This is a genomic window from Azoarcus sp. Soil_N_20 (assembly GCF_057656155.1).
The window spans coordinates 284,259-300,070 of sequence record NZ_JBDGKX010000001.1 but is presented as its reverse complement, the minus strand read 5'-3'; the positions used below and the strand labels follow the sequence as shown (position 1 = coordinate 300,070).

Here is a 15,812-nt window from a genome sequence, read left to right as displayed (position 1 = left end):
AATGTTTATCCGGTTTTAGCGAACTGTTATCACCATGCTCAATTTCAAGCAGCTTCACCACTTCTGGAGCGTGGCCCGGGCAGGCGGCGTGGTCCGCGCAGCCGAACGTTCGGGTCTCGCGCCACAAACCCTGTCGGGACAGATCGCCGCGCTCGAAACCACGCTCGGGGTCAGCCTCTTTCGTCGTCAGGGACGACGGCTGGTCCTGACCGAAACCGGCACCATGGCGCTCGACTACGCCGAAGAAATCTTCCGCCTCGGCAACGAACTCGAAGATGCGCTCAACAGCCGTGCCGCTGGTCGCACCCTGCCGTTCCGGGTCGGGGTCTCCGACGTGGTGCCCAAGGCGATCGCATATGTGTTGCTGGCGCCGTCGATGGCGCTCCCGGAACCGATCCGCATCATCTGCCGCGAGAACAAGCTCGATCAGTTGCTCGGCGAACTCGCGATCCACAAACTCGACGTGGTGCTGGCTGACAGTCCGCTGCCGGCCAACATGGACGTGCGCGGTTACAGCCACAAGCTCGGCGACTCGGCGGTCAGTTTCTTTGCCACGCCTGCGCTGGCAGCCGGGCTCAAAGGTGAATTTCCCGCCTGCCTGGACGGTGCCCCCCTGCTGCTGCCGGGGGCGGAAGCCTCGGTGCGACGGCCCATGCTGCGCTGGCTCGAGGAGCACCGGATCCGTCCCCGCATTGTCGGTGAATTCGACGACAGCGCGCTGATGAAAGCCTTCGGTGAAGCCGGCGTGGGGATCTTTCCCACCCCGGCCTTGATTGCCGACGATGTGTGTCGTCAGCACGGCGTGCGCTGCCTCGGCACGGCGGAGAGCGTCAGGGAATCGTTCTATGCGATCTCGGTCGAACGTCGCCTGACCCATCCGGCAGTCCGGGCGATCAGCGGCGCCGCTCTGATGTACAAGGCGTCCGGTCCGCAGGCCTGAAAGGCATCTGCATCGCGAAGCCCCGTCGCATGGACGCGCCGAGAGCGGGGCAGGCAACAATGGGCTGAGACCGAGCGCGAAGAGGAAAGCTGCTAGAATCCGCCGCTTTCGATGCGCAGAGTCTTGTCAGAGCCTGGTGCCGGGAGAGGGACTCGAACCCTCACAGTGTCACCACCGGCGGATTTTGAGTCCGCTGCGTCTACCGATTCCGCCATCCCGGCAGGGAGGGCACGCATTATCACTGAACAATGCCGCTTGCGGCAAGCTGCCTGACCAGATTGATGCCCTTTTCCTTAAGCGATTTCGATTACGTACTCCCGGCCGAGCTGATCGCCCAGGCGCCGCTGGCCGAACGCAGCGCGAGCCGGCTGCTGGTGGTCGGCGACGCCCTCGCCGATCGCCACATCTCCGACCTGCCGGCGTTCATCCGTGCGGGCGATCTGCTCGTGTTCAACGACACCCGCGTGCTGCACGCCCGCCTGCACGGCAGCAAGACCTCCGGCGGCCAGATCGAGGTGCTGATCGAGCGCCCGATCGGACCGCACGAGGCACTCGCCCAGGTGCGCGCGTCCAAGTCGCCCAAGCCGGGCAGCACGCTGCGCCTGGCCGACGCGATCGACGTGACCGTACTCGGACGGGTCGGGGAGTTCTTCCATCTGCGTTTCCCCGACAGCGAAGATCTGGTGGTGCTGCTCGAGCGCCACGGCAAACTGCCGCTGCCTCCCTATATCCAGCGTGCAGCCGGTGACGCCGACGAGAGCCGCTACCAGACCGTGTTCGCGCGCAGCCCCGGCTCAGTGGCCGCACCCACCGCCGGGCTGCACTTCGACGACGCCCTGCTCGCGCGCGTGCGCGAACGTGGCGCCAACTGCGCCTGGCTGACCCTGCACGTGGGTGCCGGCACCTTCCAGCCGGTGCGGGTGGATGACCTCGGCGAACACCGAATGCACCGCGAACGCTACGTGATCCCGCAGGAGACGGTGGACGCGATCGCTGCCACCCGCGCCGCGGGCGGCCGCGTGATCGCAGTCGGCACCACCAGCATGCGCGCGCTCGAGGCGGCCGCGCAGGATGGCCCGCTCACCGCCGGCAGCGGAGAAACCGAGATCTTCATCCTGCCCGGCTTCCGCTTCCAGGTCGTCGATGCGCTGCTCACCAACTTCCATCTGCCCAGATCCACGCTGCTGATGCTGGTCTCCGCCTTCGCCGGCATGGACACCATCCGCCGCGCCTACCGCCATGCAATTGCCGCTGGCTACCGCTTTTTCAGTTATGGCGACGCCATGCTCCTGACCCGGAACGACGATGCAGTTTGAACTCCTCACCACCAGTGGCGGCGCCCGCCGCGGCCGCATGACGCTGGCCCACGGCGCGGTCGACACCCCGGCCTTCATGCCGGTCGGCACCTACGGCACGGTCAAGGCGATGACCCCCGACATGCTCGCCGGCATCGGCGCGCAGATCTGCCTCGGCAACACCTTTCACCTGTGGTTGCGCCCGGGACTCGAGGTGATCGCGGCGCACGGCGGCTTGCACCGCTTCATGGGCTGGGACAAGCCCATCCTGACCGATTCGGGGGGCTTCCAGGTGTTCAGCCTGGGGGCGCTGCGCAAGATCAGCGAGGAGGGCGTCAAATTCGCCAGCCCGATCGACGGCGCCAGGCTGTTCCTGACCCCCGAGATTTCGATGCAGATCCAGCACACGCTGAACGCCGACATCGTGATGATCTTCGACGAGTGCACGCCCTACCCCGCCACCGTAGACGAGGCCGCGAAGTCGATGCGCCTGTCGCAGCGCTGGGCGCAACGTTCGCGCGACGAATTTGACCGCCTGAGCGACCGTCAGGAGAACCCGAATGCGCTGTTCGGCATCGTGCAGGGTGGCATGCACGAGGCGCTGCGCGACGAGTCGCTCGCCGCGCTCGAGGACATCGGCTTTCACGGCTTCGCCATCGGCGGCCTGTCGGTGGGCGAACCGAAGGAAGACATGCGCCGCATCCTCGCCCACACCGCGCCGCGCCTGCCCACGCACAAGCCGCGCTACCTGATGGGGGTGGGCACGCCCGAGGACATCGTCGAGGGCGTCGCCAACGGCATCGACATGTTCGACTGCGTGATGCCGACGCGCAACGCACGCAACGGCTGGCTGTTCACCCGCTACGGCGACATCAAGATCAAGAACGCGATCCACAAGGCCGACACCCGCCCACTCGACCCGAGCTGCGACTGCTACACCTGCCGCAGCTTCAGTCGCGCCTACCTGCACCACCTGCACCGCACCGGCGAGATCCTCAGCAGCATGCTCAACACCATCCACAACCTGCGCTATTACCAGACCCTGACCGCCGAACTCCGCGCCGCGATCGAGGTCGATGGCTTCGCCGCCTACGTGGCGCAATTCCGCAGCGAACGTGGCACCGGCATCGCCTGATCGTCGGGGACTGCCATACTGTGCTGCTATAATTCACCGTTTTTTGCAAACTCTGGAGTTACAACGTGCTGATTTCCAACGCATACGCCCAGGCTGCCGCCGGGTCCGATCCGACCGGCGGGCTGATGGGCATGCTGCCTCTGATCCTGATGTTCGTGGTGCTGTGGTTCCTGATGATCCGTCCGCAGATGAAGCGGGCCAAGGAACACAAGGCCATGGTCGAGGCCCTGAGCAAGGGAGACGAAGTCGTGATCGGCGGCGGCATCGCCGGACGCGTCACCGAAGTCGGCGACAGCTTCGTTCAGGTCGAGATTGCCACCAACACCGTGGTCGCGGTGCAGAAGCCGGCCGTCGCCACCGTGCTGCCCAAGGGCACGCTGAAGGCGATCTGAGCCTGACCGGCCCGAGCGGGGCGGCCTCGGCCGTCCCGGCCCGGGCACGCCCTGCGTCTCCATCCCGGACGACCTTCCGTTTCGCCAGCGCTGCGGACAGCCACCCGTCGGACACGCCTTTGCTTCATCCCCTCCTCGCCGCACTGCCCCCACAATGAATCGCTATCCTCTCTGGAAGAACATCCTCATCGGGCTCATCCTGCTGTGGGGCCTGATCTACACCCTGCCGAACTTCTACGGCGAGGTGCCCGCAGTCCAGGTCTCGAGCGGCAAGGTGACGGTCAAGCTCGACCCGGCAACGGTGACCGACCGCGTTGCCGAAACCTTGCGCAGCGCCGGCATCGAACACAACGGAATCTTCTCCGACGCCACCAGCGTCCGCGCCCGTTTCGCCACCACGGACATCCAGCTCCAGGCCAAGGACGCCATCGAGCGCGCCTTCAACCCCGACCCGCAGGACCCGTCCTACGTCGTCGCACTCAACCTGCTGTCGGCTTCGCCGGCCTGGCTGACGTCGATCAACGCGCTGCCGATGTACCTCGGTCTCGACCTGCGCGGCGGCGTGCACTTCCTGCTCGAGGTCGACATGCCGGGCGCGCTGACCAAGCGTCTCGACGCCACCACCGGCGACCTGCGCACGCTGATGCGGGACAAGAGCGTGCGCCACGCCGGGATCACGCGCGAAGGCAACACGGTGCACATCCGCTTCCGCGACGCCGCCCAGCGTGACGCCGGGCGCACCGCGATCCAGGCCTCGAGTGCCGACCTCGCGCTTTCCGACCGCGACGACGGCGCCGACGACCTGAAGCTGATCGGCTCGCTGACCCCGCAGGCGCAGCAGACCATGCGCGACTTTGCGATCAAGCAGAACATCACCACCCTGCACAACCGGATCAACGAACTCGGCGTGGCCGAGCCGGTGATCCAGCAGCAGGGCGCCGAGCGCATCGTGGTGCAGCTGCCCGGAGTGCAGGACGTGGCCAAGGCGAAGGACATCCTCGGCCGCACCGCCACCCTCGAAGTGCGCATGGTCGATGACACGCCGGGCGCGCTCGAGGCGGCGATCGCCGGCAGCGTGCCCTTCGGCACCGAGCTGTACACCGAGCGTGGCGGCCCGCCGCTGCTGGTCAAGAAGCAGGTGGTGCTGACCGGCGACCGCCTCACCGATGCCCAGCCCGGGTTCGATGGCCAGACCAACGAGCCGGCGGTCCACCTCACGCTGGACGCGGCCGGTGCACGCATCTTCCGTGACGTCACCCGCGAGAGCATCGGCAAGCGCATGGCGATCCTGTTGATCGAGAAGGGCAAGGGGGAAGTCGTAACCGCCCCGGTTATCCGCAGCGAGATCGGCGGCGGCCGGGTGCAGATCTCGGGCCGCATGACCACCACCGAGGCCAACGACGTGGCCCTGCTGCTGCGCGCCGGCTCGCTCGCCGCGCCGATGGAGATCATCGAGGAACGCACGGTCGGCCCCAGCCTCGGCGCCGACAACATCGCCAAGGGTTTCAACTCGACGTTGTGGGGTTTTATCGCGATCGCGATATTCATGTGCGGCTACTACGCCCTGTTCGGCGTGGTGTCGACAATCGCGCTGGCAACCAACCTGCTGCTGCTGGTGGCGCTGCTGTCGCTGCTGCAGGCCACCCTCACCCTGCCCGGCATCGCGGCGATGGCGCTGACTCTGGGCATGGCGATCGATTCCAACGTGCTGATCAACGAGCGCATCCGCGAGGAGCTGCGCAACGGATCGAGCCCGCAGGCGGCCATTTCGGCCGGCTATGACCGCGCCTTCGGCACCATTCTGGACTCCAACATCACCACCCTGATCGCGGGCGTGGCGTTGCTGGTATTCGGCTCCGGACCGGTACGCGGCTTTGCCGTGGTCCATTGCCTCGGCATACTCACGTCGATGTTCAGCGCCGTGCTGGTGTCGCGGATGATGATCAACCTGATCTACGGCCGCCGGCGCAAGATCGACGCGCTGTCGATCGGTCAGGTGTGGAAGCCGGGCAATAACTGAGCGGAAGACAAGGACAAGCAATCATGGAATTTTTCCGCATCAAGAAGGACATCCCGTTCATGCGCCATGCGCTGGTGTTCAACGTGATCTCGTTGCTCACCTTCATCGTGGCGGTGTTCTTCCTCGCCACCCGCGGCCTGCACCTTTCGGTGGAGTTCACCGGCGGCACACTGATCGAAGTCAGCTACGCCGAGGCAGCGCAACTGGAACCCATACGCCAGGCGCTGGCGGCCGACGGCTACCCGGACGCCCAGGTGCAGAACTTCGGCAGCGCGCGCGACGTGCTGATCCGCCTGCCGAATCGCGAGGACCTGGATACCAGCCGGGTGTCCGAGCGGGTGATGAACACGCTGGGCGCGGTCGCCGGGCCCAGGGCGGAACTGCGCCGGGTGGAATTCGTCGGCCCACAGGTGGGCAAGGAGCTTGCCACCGACGGCGCGATGGCCCTGCTGCTGGTCATCATCGGCATCATGCTTTACCTCGCGGCCCGCTTCGAATGGCGCTTCTCGGTATCGGCCATCGTCGCCAACCTGCACGACGTGATCATCATCCTGGGCTTTTTCGCCTTCTTCCAGTGGGAGTTCTCGCTGGCGGTGCTGGCCGCGGTACTGGCGGTGCTGGGCTATTCGGTCAACGAATCGGTAGTCGTGTTCGATCGCGTACGCGAGACCTTCAAGAAGAAGCGCAACATGAGCACGCCCGACGTGCTCAATCACGCCATCACCAGCACCATCTCGCGCACCGTGATCACTCACGGCAGTACCCAGATGATGGTGCTCGCAATGCTCATGTTCGGCGGCGAGACGCTGCATTATTTCGCGCTCGCGCTGACCATCGGCATCCTGTTCGGCATCTATTCCTCGGTGCTGGTCGCCAGCCCGCTGGTGATGTGGCTCGGCGTGTCGCGCGAACAGTTCGTGAAGCCGAAGAAGGAAAAGGAAGAGGCGGTGGTGTGACGCTCACCGGGTAAGGATGAACGAAGGGCGCCGTCGGCGCCCTTCTTTTTGTCCGTTCATGCCGCGACCCGAGGCCGCATGCTTCAGATCGCGAAGACCTGCTTCACTCGCAGGGTTTCACTGCGTTCGACCAGGCCGATCAGGCGATCGATGTTCGGATGCTTGCCGGGGTTCCCCCGCGCATCCTCGGTGTGCTCGGCATAGAGCTCCAGCCCCTTCTTTGCCGCATCCGGCGAGATCGCGCCGTAGAGCTGCGCCAGATGGTTGTACAGCGCGAGCGAGCCGGCCTGACCGGGCTTGTTCTCGATCGTTGCCACGACCGCGTCGCCCGCATCGAGCAGATTGATCGCCGCCAGATGAGAAACGCCCGGCAACTGCTTGAGGTTATCGGAAAACGCCATGCTGTCCTCTTGTTGAACTTCAATCGATGGGGGGCCGCAGCGCGCTTTCGATCCCACCCTTAGATGCCACTTGACTCGGATAACAGAATCTACGGCGCCGCTACTGGAAATGGGCACTTGACCCGGATAACAGTATCTACGGCGCCCGCCTCAGATCCCACGCGCCAGCTCCGCCGCCTTGCCGACATAGCTCGCCGGCGTCATCGCCAGCAGGCGGTCGCGCTCCGACTGGGGAATCGCCAGGGTGGCGACAAACTCCTGCAACGCCTCGCGGGTGATGCCCTTGCCGCGGGTCATGGCCTTGAGCTGCTCGTAGGGGTTCTCGATCGCGAATCGGCGCATCACCGTCTGCACCGGCTCGGCGAGCACTTCCCAGCAGTCGTCGAGATCGGCGGCAAGGCGAGCGGGTTCGGCTTCGAGCTTGGACAGGCCGCGCAGCGCGCTGTCGAGCGCTAGCACGGTATGACCGAAGCCGACACCCATGTTGCGCAGCACGGTGGAGTCGGTGAGGTCGCGCTGCATGCGCGATACCGGCAGTTTCTCGGAGAAATGGCGCAACACTGCGTTGGCGATACCGAGATTGCCCTCGGCATTCTCGAAGTCGATCGGATTGACCTTGTGCGGCATGGTCGAAGAACCGACTTCGCCCTCCTTGAGCTTCTGCTTGAAATATCCCAGCGAGATGTACATCCATAGGTCGCGGCAGGCGTCGATCAGGATGGTGTTCATGCGCGCGGTGGCGTCGAACAGCTCGGCCATGGCGTCGTGCGGTTCGATCTGGATGGTGTAGTGGTTGAACTCCAGCCCCAGCGACTCGATGAATCGGCAGTTGAAGCCTTCCCAATCGAACTCCGGCCAGGCCGACAGGTGGGCGTTGTAGTTGCCCACGGCACCGTTGAACTTGGCGGTCAGCGACACGGCGGCGATCTGCGCGCGGGCACGGATCAGGCGCGCGGCGATGTTGGCCATCTCCTTGCCCAGCGTGGTCGGGCTGGCCGGCTGGCCGTGGGTACGCGACAGCATGGGCAAGTCGGCCAGTTGATGGGCGAGTTCGCGGAAACGGGCAATCACCTTGTCGACCGAGGGCAGCAGCACCTGGTCGCGGCCGGCTTTGAGCATCAGCGCATGCGAGGTGTTGTTGATGTCCTCGGAGGTACACGCGAAGTGGATGAACTCCGACACCTTCATCACTTCGGCATTGTGGCCGAGACGATCCTTGAGCCAGTATTCCATGGCCTTCACATCGTGGTTGGTGGTCGCCTCGATCGCTTTCACCGCCTCGCCATCGGCCGGCGCAAACCCCTCCACCACGGCATCGAGCTCGGCCACGGTGGCGGCGGAGAAGGGGGCGATCTCGGCCAGTGCCGGTTCCGCGGCAAGCGCCTTGAGCCACTCCACCTCCACCTTCACCCGATTGCGGATCAGACCGTGCTCGGAAAAGTGGTCGCGCAAGCCGGCAACCTTGCCGTGATAACGGCCATCGAGCGGGGAAAGGGCGGTAAGAGCAGAAACGGACATGACAGATTTTCCGGACAAAATGTTATTTTACCGCTCTGACTCCAGCCGTGCCCTCCTTTCGAGGCCGGCAACAGATCACATTCCTGCCGGACGATACCGACATCATCGTCGCCGCCGGTGAACACTACAGGGAGATCCACCCGCGTGAGCCCTTCAGAAACCTACCGCATCGCCGTCGAAGCGGTCGCAGAATTCATTCCGGCACAGTCCAATCCGGATGAGGATCACTTTGTCTTCGCCTATCACATCACCATCCGCAACACCGGCACCGTGCCGGCGCGCCTGGTCAGCCGGCACTGGGTCATCACCGATGGTACCGGCAAGGTCCAGGAGGTTCACGGACAGGGTGTGATCGGCGAGCAGCCGCTGCTCGCTCCTGGCGAAGCCTTCCGCTATTCGAGCGGCTCGGTGCTCGAAACCGCGGTGGGAACGATGCACGGCAGCTATCAGATGGAAGCGAGCGACGGCCACCGCTTCGAAGCGGAGATTCCGCCCTTCATGCTGGCGATGCCGCGCGTGTTGCACTGAGTCCCCACCCCGTTCCCGCGGAAAAGTGGAACTCGGCGTTCTGGCCCGACCCACCTCAGCCGCAGCATGTCTGCACGGCAACGCGCTCCATCCGCGTTAAACTGCGCACAATGCCTTTTTGGCCGCAATTTCAATAGTTAAGCGGAGCTCACCGTGACCGGTGCCACAGGTACCAAACCGCAATCCGACGCAGGAACGGCGCGGCCTTATGGAGGCATTCTCAGCGAATGCCGCGAGTTGATTCGCAATCGTGCCTGTGCTGCCCTTGCGAGCGTACGCGACGCGCTGAGCGCAGATCTCGAGGAGCGCAAGTTCGGCGCCCTGGACCCCGAAGAAGAGCAAATGCTCGCCGACCTCCAGGCGCAACTCCGTGCTCAGGGGGAGGCGCTCGAGCAGGGTTTCGCTATTGCCTTCGATCGCGTATTCAGTGAGCTCTCGCGAAAGCCATCGGACGCCGACAATCTTTATCAGCACAACCAATACGGGGAGTTCGCGCTGTCTCTCATCGATGACCAGGTGTTTTCCGAAGCGCTGACGGTCAAGGGGCAGGCCAACGTCCTGCACGGCGCCTGCGAGAGTGAACTCAAGGACTTGCTGCCACGCTTCGCACTGATGCTCGGCAGCGCCGCCGAGCTGGAGGCATCGGACAACCCGGCCGGGCCGGAAACGGTATCCGAGGCGCTCAAGGAGGCGTGCTGGTCTTTCGATTGCGCGCGCCCGGCCAAGGAACTGCTGTTCGAGATGATGACGCGAAAACTCGCGCCGCAACTCAACGCCATTTACCACGAGGTGAATCAACATCTGGTGGTGCGCAGAGTCCTTCCCCGCATTCGTACCGGCCCGAAGCGCGGCGGAGTCGACCGAAAACGAGGAGCGCAGCGCCAAAGCACGCCCGAAGCCGAAGGCGGGATCGCCGACATTCTCAAGCAACTCCTGGCACCGAAGACTGCGGGCGAGGGGCCCGGATTCCCCACGGGCGCTGGCTTGGACGCCACCGGCGGCGCGGCAAATCCTCATCCCGGCGTGATGCAAATGCTGAATCGCCTGCAGCAGGGTGATGCCCAGGTCGAACTCGGTGACAGTCAGTTCAATATCGACATGGCGGCCGCGGCCACCATGAACGTTGTCCAGGGCTTGCTCGATGCCGGTGTCGGCAGACACCTCGGCCCGGTGGACAACATCGTCATCGATGTGGTGGCCACCCTGTTCGACTTCATCTTCGACGATGAGCGCGTCCCTGATGCCATGAAAGGCCTGATCGGACGAATGCAGTTGCCGGTGCTGAAGCTCGCGCTCGCCGACCATAGCTTCTTCTCCAGCCGCAGCCATCCGGCGCGCAAGCTGATCAACGCGATGGCCCAGTCGGCGTCGACCTGGGATGGCGAGCTGACGCTGGACTCGTCGCTGTATCGTGCAGCCGAACCACTGGTGCTGCGGATACAGAACGAGGCCTGTGACGACAGCAGCATTTTCACCTCCTGCCTGGAAACCTTCGAGACCTTCCTCCACGAACAGGAGGAACAAGCCGACCAGAAGGCCGCCACCCTGACCAGTCGGCTCACCGTCCGCGAACAACTCGAAATCGCGCGCACGGTCGCCGAAGGGGCGATCGTGCACTATACCGGCGACGACAACGTTCCGGAGACCGTGCGGCAATTCCTCGCCACCCACTGGCTAGGCGTGTTGACCGACGCTGCACGCGCGAACGGAGACCAAGGGGCTGAGTGGGGGAGATACGTCGCCACCATGGACGACCTGGTGTGGAGCGTACGGCCCAAACAGGGCACCGATGAACGCCAACGTCTGGTGAAGCTGCTGCCCGGCCTGCTCGGGGGATTGCGGACCGGTCTGGAAGGATCCAAAGTCGATACCGCCGTGCGGGAAGCCTTCTTCACCGATCTGGTCAAGCTGCATGCCGTGGCAATCCGCTCCGCCATGGCTGCGCCGAAATCAGATTCAGATCCGCTCCCGGATCCAACGACGTCCGCTGCCGCCCCCCAGGCGACCGCCATGGCAGCCAAGCCCCCTGCCCCCGACGCCGAACCCGAACCGGAAGAACTGGACGAACTCCGGCGCGGCACCTGGATCGAGTTGCGGCTCGAGTCCGGGGAGCGCCGGGCGGTGCGACTGACCTGGATCAGTCCGGCGCGCACCATGTATCTGTTCGCAAACCGCCAGGGGCAACGCGCGCTTGTGTTGACGCGCACCGAACTGGCAAGCAAGTTTTCCACTGGCGAAGCGCTTCTGGCCGATAGCGAGCCGCTGATGGACCGGCTCGTCGCGGATGTGCTGGAAGATTATCAACCCGTCGGATAAGGTCGGCCGCGATGAGCGGAACCGCAAATCACTGATCGTTCAGGCGGACCATATCGACGCTATCCGCGGGTTCCTGCCTGGCGCCGAAGGAATCTGACCGCTAAGCGGATGTTGTAACCGGCGCCTGGGAGGCTGTCGGACTTGAGACTGATCTACTGCGCCAAGGGGGAAGCGATCCAAATCCGCCCGTTTTTTCGTTGCATAGAATAACTATGCGCCTCAAAAACGGCCGAATCTGCCCTCGCTTTCCCGCTCGGCTCGAAACGATCGCACAAGTCCGACAGCCTCCTAGCTGCGATAGTCAGCGTTGATCTTCACGTAATCGTAGGAAAGATCGCAGGTCCACACCGTGGCCGCCGCACTGCCACGGGCCAGATCGATGCGCACCGTGAGCTCGGCATCCTTCATGATCCGCGCCCCGGCTTCTTCGACATACGTCGCAGCCCGGCCGCCATGCTCGGCAACCAGCACGGATTCCGCCGGGCTCCCGAGCCACACCCGCAGACGGCTGACCTCGAGATCATCGATCCCTGCATAGCCGATGGCGGCGAGAATGCGCCCGAGGTTGGGGTCGGAGGCGAAGAAGGCGGTCTTGACCAGCGGCGAATGCGCCACGGCATAGGCGACCTTGCGGCATTCGTCACGACTGGCACCGCCCTCGACCGCGATGGTCATGAACTTGGTGGCGCCCTCGCCATCACGCACGATGGACTGCGCAAGGCGGACGGATACGGCTACGACCGCATCGCGTAGCGCCCGGTAATCGGCCGACGCGGGATCGGCGATCTCGGTATTGCCGGCCTGACCGGTGGCAATCACGATGAAGGAATCGTTGGTCGAGGTGTCGCCATCGACGGTGATGCTGTTGAACGACAGGTCGGCGGCCTCTCTGGTCAGCGCATCGAGCAAAGGCTGACTGATCGCCGCATCGCATGCGAGGAAGCCCAGCATGGTCGCCATATTGGGCTTGATCATGCCGGCGCCCTTGCTGACCCCGGTCAGGGTCACCGTCCGCCCGCCCACCTCGACCTGCTGCGATACTGCCTTGGCCAGGGTATCGGTGGTCATGATTGCGTGCGCGACATCGAACCAGCCATCGACGCGCAGGTCGGCGACCGCCTGCGGCAGGCCGGCAATCAGTCGGTCGACCGGCAGCGGCTCGAGAATCACGCCGGTGGAGAACGGCAGTACCTGCTCGGCGCGAACGCCAAGCTGCCCGGCGAGCGCTTCACAGGTGGCGCGCGCATTGGCGAGGCCCGGCTCGCCGGTTCCGGCATTCGCCACCCCGGTGTTGATCACCAGCGCGCGGATGTCTCCGTGCACCAAGTGAGCCTTGCACAACTGCACCGGCGCCGCACAGAAGCGATTGAGGGTGAACACCCCGGCAACCCGGCTGCCCGGCGCCAGTTCGATCACGCTCAGATCGCGCCGATTCGCCTTGCGGATACCGGCTTCGGCAATGCCGAGACGAACACCGGCAACGGGGTGCAGCTCGGCAGGATTCGGGGTCGTCAGATTGACAGCCATCGGGATCTCCGGAAAACGGTTCAGCTCAGCTTGCCGTGGCAATGCTTGTACTTCTTGCCCGAACCGCACGGGCACGGATCGTTGCGGCCGACCTTGGGCCCGGCCTGAACCGGCAGCGTTGCGACATCGGCCAGTTCATCGCCGGCGACGCCGAGCGCTTCGTCATAGGCGGCATGTTGATACTGCACGTTCTCCATCTCGGGCGGCGTCTCGGCGGTCTCGAGTTGCGATTCGGTGCGGATCTGTACCGTCATTAGCAGCTTGGTGACATCGGTTCGCACCGTATCGAGCAGCCCTTCGAACAGTTCGAAGGACTCGCGCTTGTACTCCTGCTTCGGGTTCTTCTGTGCGTAGCCGCGCAGATGGATACCCTGGCGCAGATGATCGAGCGCAGCAAGATGCTCGCGCCAGTGCGTGTCGAGGCTTTGCAGCATGACGTTGCGTTCGAACTGCTGCCACGCCACCGGATCCACGTTGGCGATCTTGGACGCATAGCTTTCTTCGGCTGCATCGAGAATGCGCTTGAGAATCGCCTCGTCGTCGAGGCTGGGCTCGGCCTTGATCCACTCGGCAACCGGCAGCCTGAGCTGAAAATCGGCCGCCAGTGCCTGTTCGAGCCCGGCGATTTCCCACTGTTCTTCGACACTGTCCACCGGCACGTAGATGCGGAAAGTGTCATGCACCACGCCCTGACGCATCGCGCGGATGGTGTCGACGATTTCGGCACTCTCGAGCAGCTCGTTGCGTTGCTGATAGATCACCTTGCGCTGGTCGTTGGCGACATCGTCGTATTCGAGCAGCTGCTTGCGGATGTCGAAGTTGCGCTGCTCGACCTTGCGCTGCGCCGATTCCAGCGAGCGGGTGACCATCGCGTGCTCGATCGCCTCGCCCTCGGGCATCTTCAACCGCACCATGATCGCGTTGAGGCGGTCGCCGGCAAAGATCTTCATCAGCGGATCTTCGAGCGACAGGTAGAAACGGCTCGAGCCCGGATCGCCCTGGCGGCCGGAACGGCCGCGCAACTGGTTGTCGATGCGGCGAGATTCGTGGCGCTCGGTGCCGATGATGTGCAGGCCGCCCGCGGCCACCACCTGCTCATGGACCTTCTGCCATTCGGCACGCAGCGCGGTGATCCTTGCCTCCTTCTCGTCCGCAGGAATCCCCTCGTCCGCGCGCATGCGGGTGACCGGGCTTTCGATGTTGCCGCCGAGCACGATGTCGGTACCGCGACCGGCCATGTTGGTCGCAATCGTGACTACCCCGGGACGCCCGGCCTGAGCGACGATCTGCGCCTCGCTGTCGTGCTGCTTGGCGTTGAGCAACTGATGGTCCACCCCGGCCTTGTGCAGCAGGCCCGACAGATACTCGTTGGTCTCGATCGAGGTCGTCCCGACCAGCACCGGCTGACCACGGGTCACGCAGCCCTGGATGTCGGCAATGACTGCTTCCCACTTCTCCTTGGCGGTACGGTAGACCTTGTCGTTTTCGTCGCGGCGCACGGTCGGGCGATTGGTCGGCACGACGACGGTCTCGAGACCATAGATCGAGTGGAACTCGAAGGCTTCGGTATCGGCCGTACCGGTCATGCCGGCGAGCTTGCCGTACATGCGGAAGTAGTTCTGGAAAGTGATCGAGGCAAGGGTCTGGTTCTCGGCCTGGATGCGTGCGCCTTCCTTGGCCTCGACTGCCTGATGCAGACCGTCGGACCAGCGCCGGCCTGCCATCAGGCGGCCGGTGAATTCGTCGACGATGACCACCTCGCCGTTCTGCACCACGTAGTGCTGGTCCTTGTGATACAGCGCATGCGCACGCAGCGCGGCGTACAGGTGATGCACCAGCAGGATGTTGCCCGGCTCGTACAGCCCGCCGCCCTCGGTGAGCATGCCCATGCGCACCAGCAACTGTTCGGCGGTCTCGTGGCCCTGCTCGGTGAGCAGCACCTGATGCGCCTTGAGATCGACCGTGTAATCGCCCGGATCGGTAACATCGTCGCCTTCGCCCTCCTGCTTCTTGAGCAGCGGCGCGACCTGGTTCATCTTCAGATAGAGCTCGGTGTGATCCTCGGCCTGACCCGAAATGATCAGCGGCGTGCGCGCCTCGTCGATCAGGATCGAGTCCACCTCGTCGACGATGGCGAAGTTCAGCTTGCGCTGCACGCGTTCGCCGGTCGCATAGACCATGTTGTCACGCAGGTAGTCGAAGCCGAACTCGTTGTTGGTGCCGTAGGTGATGTCCGAGGAATAGGCGGCCTGCTTTTCGTCATGCGTCATGCGCGACAGGTTGCAACCGGTGGTCAGCCCGAGAAAACTGTAGATCCGCCCCATCCACTCCGCATCGCGACTGGCCAGATAGTCGTTCACCGTGATCACGTGCACGCCCTGGCCGGTCAAGGCATTGAGGTATGCCGGCAGGGTCGCGACCAGGGTCTTGCCCTCGCCGGTGCGCATCTCGGCAATCTTGCCGTTGTGCAGGACCATGCCGCCGATCAGCTGGGTGTCGAAGTGGCGCATGCCATGGACACGCTTGCCGGCCTCGCGGACCACTGCAAATGCCTCCGGCAGCAGCGCCTCGAGGGCTTCGCCATTGACGACGCGTTGCTTGAACTCGGCCGTTTTCGCCTTGAGCGCCTCGTCCGACAATGCCGAAATCTCGGGTTCCAGGGCATTGATCCGATGAACGGTCTGGGAGTACTGGCGGATCAGGCGATCGTTACGCGTACCGAAGATTTTCTTGATAAGGCCGGAGAGCATGAGATGGGGTCGACGTCGATTCGGCAAAGCGGCG

12 protein-coding genes and 1 tRNA gene are annotated in these 15,812 nt (G+C 64.3%); 8 read left to right on the top strand and 5 right to left on the bottom strand.

Annotation, left to right across the window (positions count from 1 at the left end; translation table 11 throughout):
• Nucleotides 1-34 precede the first annotated feature (34 nt).
• Nucleotides 35-940 carry a transcriptional activator NhaR gene (nhaR, locus tag AC3A35_RS01440; protein ID WP_487434034.1) on the top strand — a complete coding sequence of 302 codons (906 nt, stop codon included), beginning with the start codon at nt 35-37 and terminating at the stop codon, nt 938-940.
• 134 nt (nt 941-1,074) lie between these two features.
• Here nhaR and AC3A35_RS01435 read toward each other — a convergent pair.
• A tRNA-Leu gene (locus AC3A35_RS01435) sits at nt 1,075-1,161 on the bottom strand.
• A gap of 60 nt (nt 1,162-1,221) precedes the next feature.
• Between AC3A35_RS01435 and queA the strand changes: the two genes are divergently transcribed.
• From queA to secF, 5 genes are all read left to right on the top strand, one after another.
• On the top strand, nt 1,222-2,256 hold the full coding sequence (queA, locus tag AC3A35_RS01430; protein ID WP_487434033.1) for a tRNA preQ1(34) S-adenosylmethionine ribosyltransferase-isomerase QueA: 1,035 nt from the start codon (nt 1,222-1,224) through the stop codon (nt 2,254-2,256).
• Nucleotides 2,246-3,370 carry a tRNA guanosine(34) transglycosylase Tgt gene (gene tgt, locus AC3A35_RS01425; RefSeq protein ID WP_487434032.1) on the top strand — a complete coding sequence of 375 codons (1,125 nt, stop codon included), beginning with the start codon at nt 2,246-2,248 and terminating at the stop codon, nt 3,368-3,370. Before queA ends, tgt begins: the two co-directional genes overlap by 11 nt.
• A 65-nt stretch (nt 3,371-3,435) precedes the next feature.
• On the top strand, nt 3,436-3,762 hold the full coding sequence (gene yajC / locus AC3A35_RS01420; protein WP_487434031.1) for a preprotein translocase subunit YajC: 327 nt from the start codon (nt 3,436-3,438) through the stop codon (nt 3,760-3,762).
• A 154-nt stretch (nt 3,763-3,916) separates the two neighbouring features.
• Nucleotides 3,917-5,782: a protein translocase subunit SecD gene (secD, locus tag AC3A35_RS01415; RefSeq protein ID WP_487434029.1), complete on the top strand. Its 1,866-nt coding sequence runs from the start codon at nt 3,917-3,919 to the stop codon at nt 5,780-5,782.
• 23 nt (nt 5,783-5,805) lie between these two features.
• Nucleotides 5,806-6,738, top strand: a complete 933-nt coding sequence (secF, locus tag AC3A35_RS01410) for a protein translocase subunit SecF (protein WP_487434028.1) — start codon at nt 5,806-5,808, stop codon at nt 6,736-6,738.
• Between the two features lie 83 nt (nt 6,739-6,821).
• On the opposite strand, the gene AC3A35_RS01405 is transcribed toward secF, so the two are convergent.
• Nucleotides 6,822-7,139, bottom strand: a complete 318-nt coding sequence (locus tag AC3A35_RS01405; RefSeq protein WP_487434026.1) for a DUF2322 family protein — start codon at nt 7,137-7,139, stop codon at nt 6,822-6,824.
• A gap of 150 nt (nt 7,140-7,289) precedes the next feature.
• A complete protein-coding gene (gene purB, locus AC3A35_RS01400; protein ID WP_487434025.1) occupies nt 7,290-8,657 on the bottom strand; it encodes an adenylosuccinate lyase in 1,368 nt (455 codons plus the stop codon).
• A gap of 144 nt (nt 8,658-8,801) precedes the next feature.
• On the opposite strand from purB, the gene apaG reads away from it, so the two are divergent.
• Together apaG and AC3A35_RS01390 are read left to right on the top strand one after the other, a co-directional pair.
• On the top strand, nt 8,802-9,185 hold the full coding sequence (gene apaG, locus AC3A35_RS01395) for a Co2+/Mg2+ efflux protein ApaG (protein ID WP_487434024.1): 384 nt from the start codon (nt 8,802-8,804) through the stop codon (nt 9,183-9,185).
• A gap of 153 nt (nt 9,186-9,338) precedes the next feature.
• A complete protein-coding gene (locus AC3A35_RS01390; protein WP_487434023.1) occupies nt 9,339-11,501 on the top strand; it encodes a DUF1631 family protein in 2,163 nt (720 codons plus the stop codon).
• A gap of 288 nt (nt 11,502-11,789) precedes the next feature.
• Here the strand turns inward: AC3A35_RS01390 and argJ are convergent, their stop codons facing one another.
• Both argJ and secA read right to left on the bottom strand, forming a co-directional pair.
• The gene (gene argJ / locus AC3A35_RS01385) at nt 11,790-13,028 is read right to left on the bottom strand and encodes a bifunctional glutamate N-acetyltransferase/amino-acid acetyltransferase ArgJ (RefSeq protein WP_487434022.1); all 1,239 of its coding nucleotides are present in this window, start codon (nt 13,026-13,028) and stop codon (nt 11,790-11,792) included.
• Nucleotides 13,029-13,048: 20 nt separating this feature from the next.
• Nucleotides 13,049-15,778, bottom strand: coding sequence for a preprotein translocase subunit SecA (gene secA / locus AC3A35_RS01380; RefSeq protein WP_487434020.1), 2,730 nt, complete (start codon nt 15,776-15,778; stop codon nt 13,049-13,051).
• Between the last annotated feature and the right edge of the window lie 34 nt (nt 15,779-15,812).

Coding starts and splice junctions, on each gene's coding strand:
- AC3A35_RS01405 (WP_487434026.1), bottom strand. CDS start 7,139: ATGGCGTTTTCCGATAACCTCAAGCAGTTGCCGGGCGTTTCTCATCTG.
- secF (WP_487434028.1), top strand. CDS start 5,806: ATGGAATTTTTCCGCATCAAGAAGGACATCCCGTTCATGCGCCATGCG.
- argJ (WP_487434022.1), bottom strand. CDS start 13,028: ATGGCTGTCAATCTGACGACCCCGAATCCTGCCGAGCTGCACCCCGTT.
- purB (WP_487434025.1), bottom strand. CDS start 8,657: ATGTCCGTTTCTGCTCTTACCGCCCTTTCCCCGCTCGATGGCCGTTAT.
- nhaR (WP_487434034.1), top strand. CDS start 35: ATGCTCAATTTCAAGCAGCTTCACCACTTCTGGAGCGTGGCCCGGGCA.
- queA (WP_487434033.1), top strand. CDS start 1,222: ATGCCCTTTTCCTTAAGCGATTTCGATTACGTACTCCCGGCCGAGCTG.
- secD (WP_487434029.1), top strand. CDS start 3,917: ATGAATCGCTATCCTCTCTGGAAGAACATCCTCATCGGGCTCATCCTG.
- secA (WP_487434020.1), bottom strand. CDS start 15,778: ATGCTCTCCGGCCTTATCAAGAAAATCTTCGGTACGCGTAACGATCGC.
- tgt (WP_487434032.1), top strand. CDS start 2,246: ATGCAGTTTGAACTCCTCACCACCAGTGGCGGCGCCCGCCGCGGCCGC.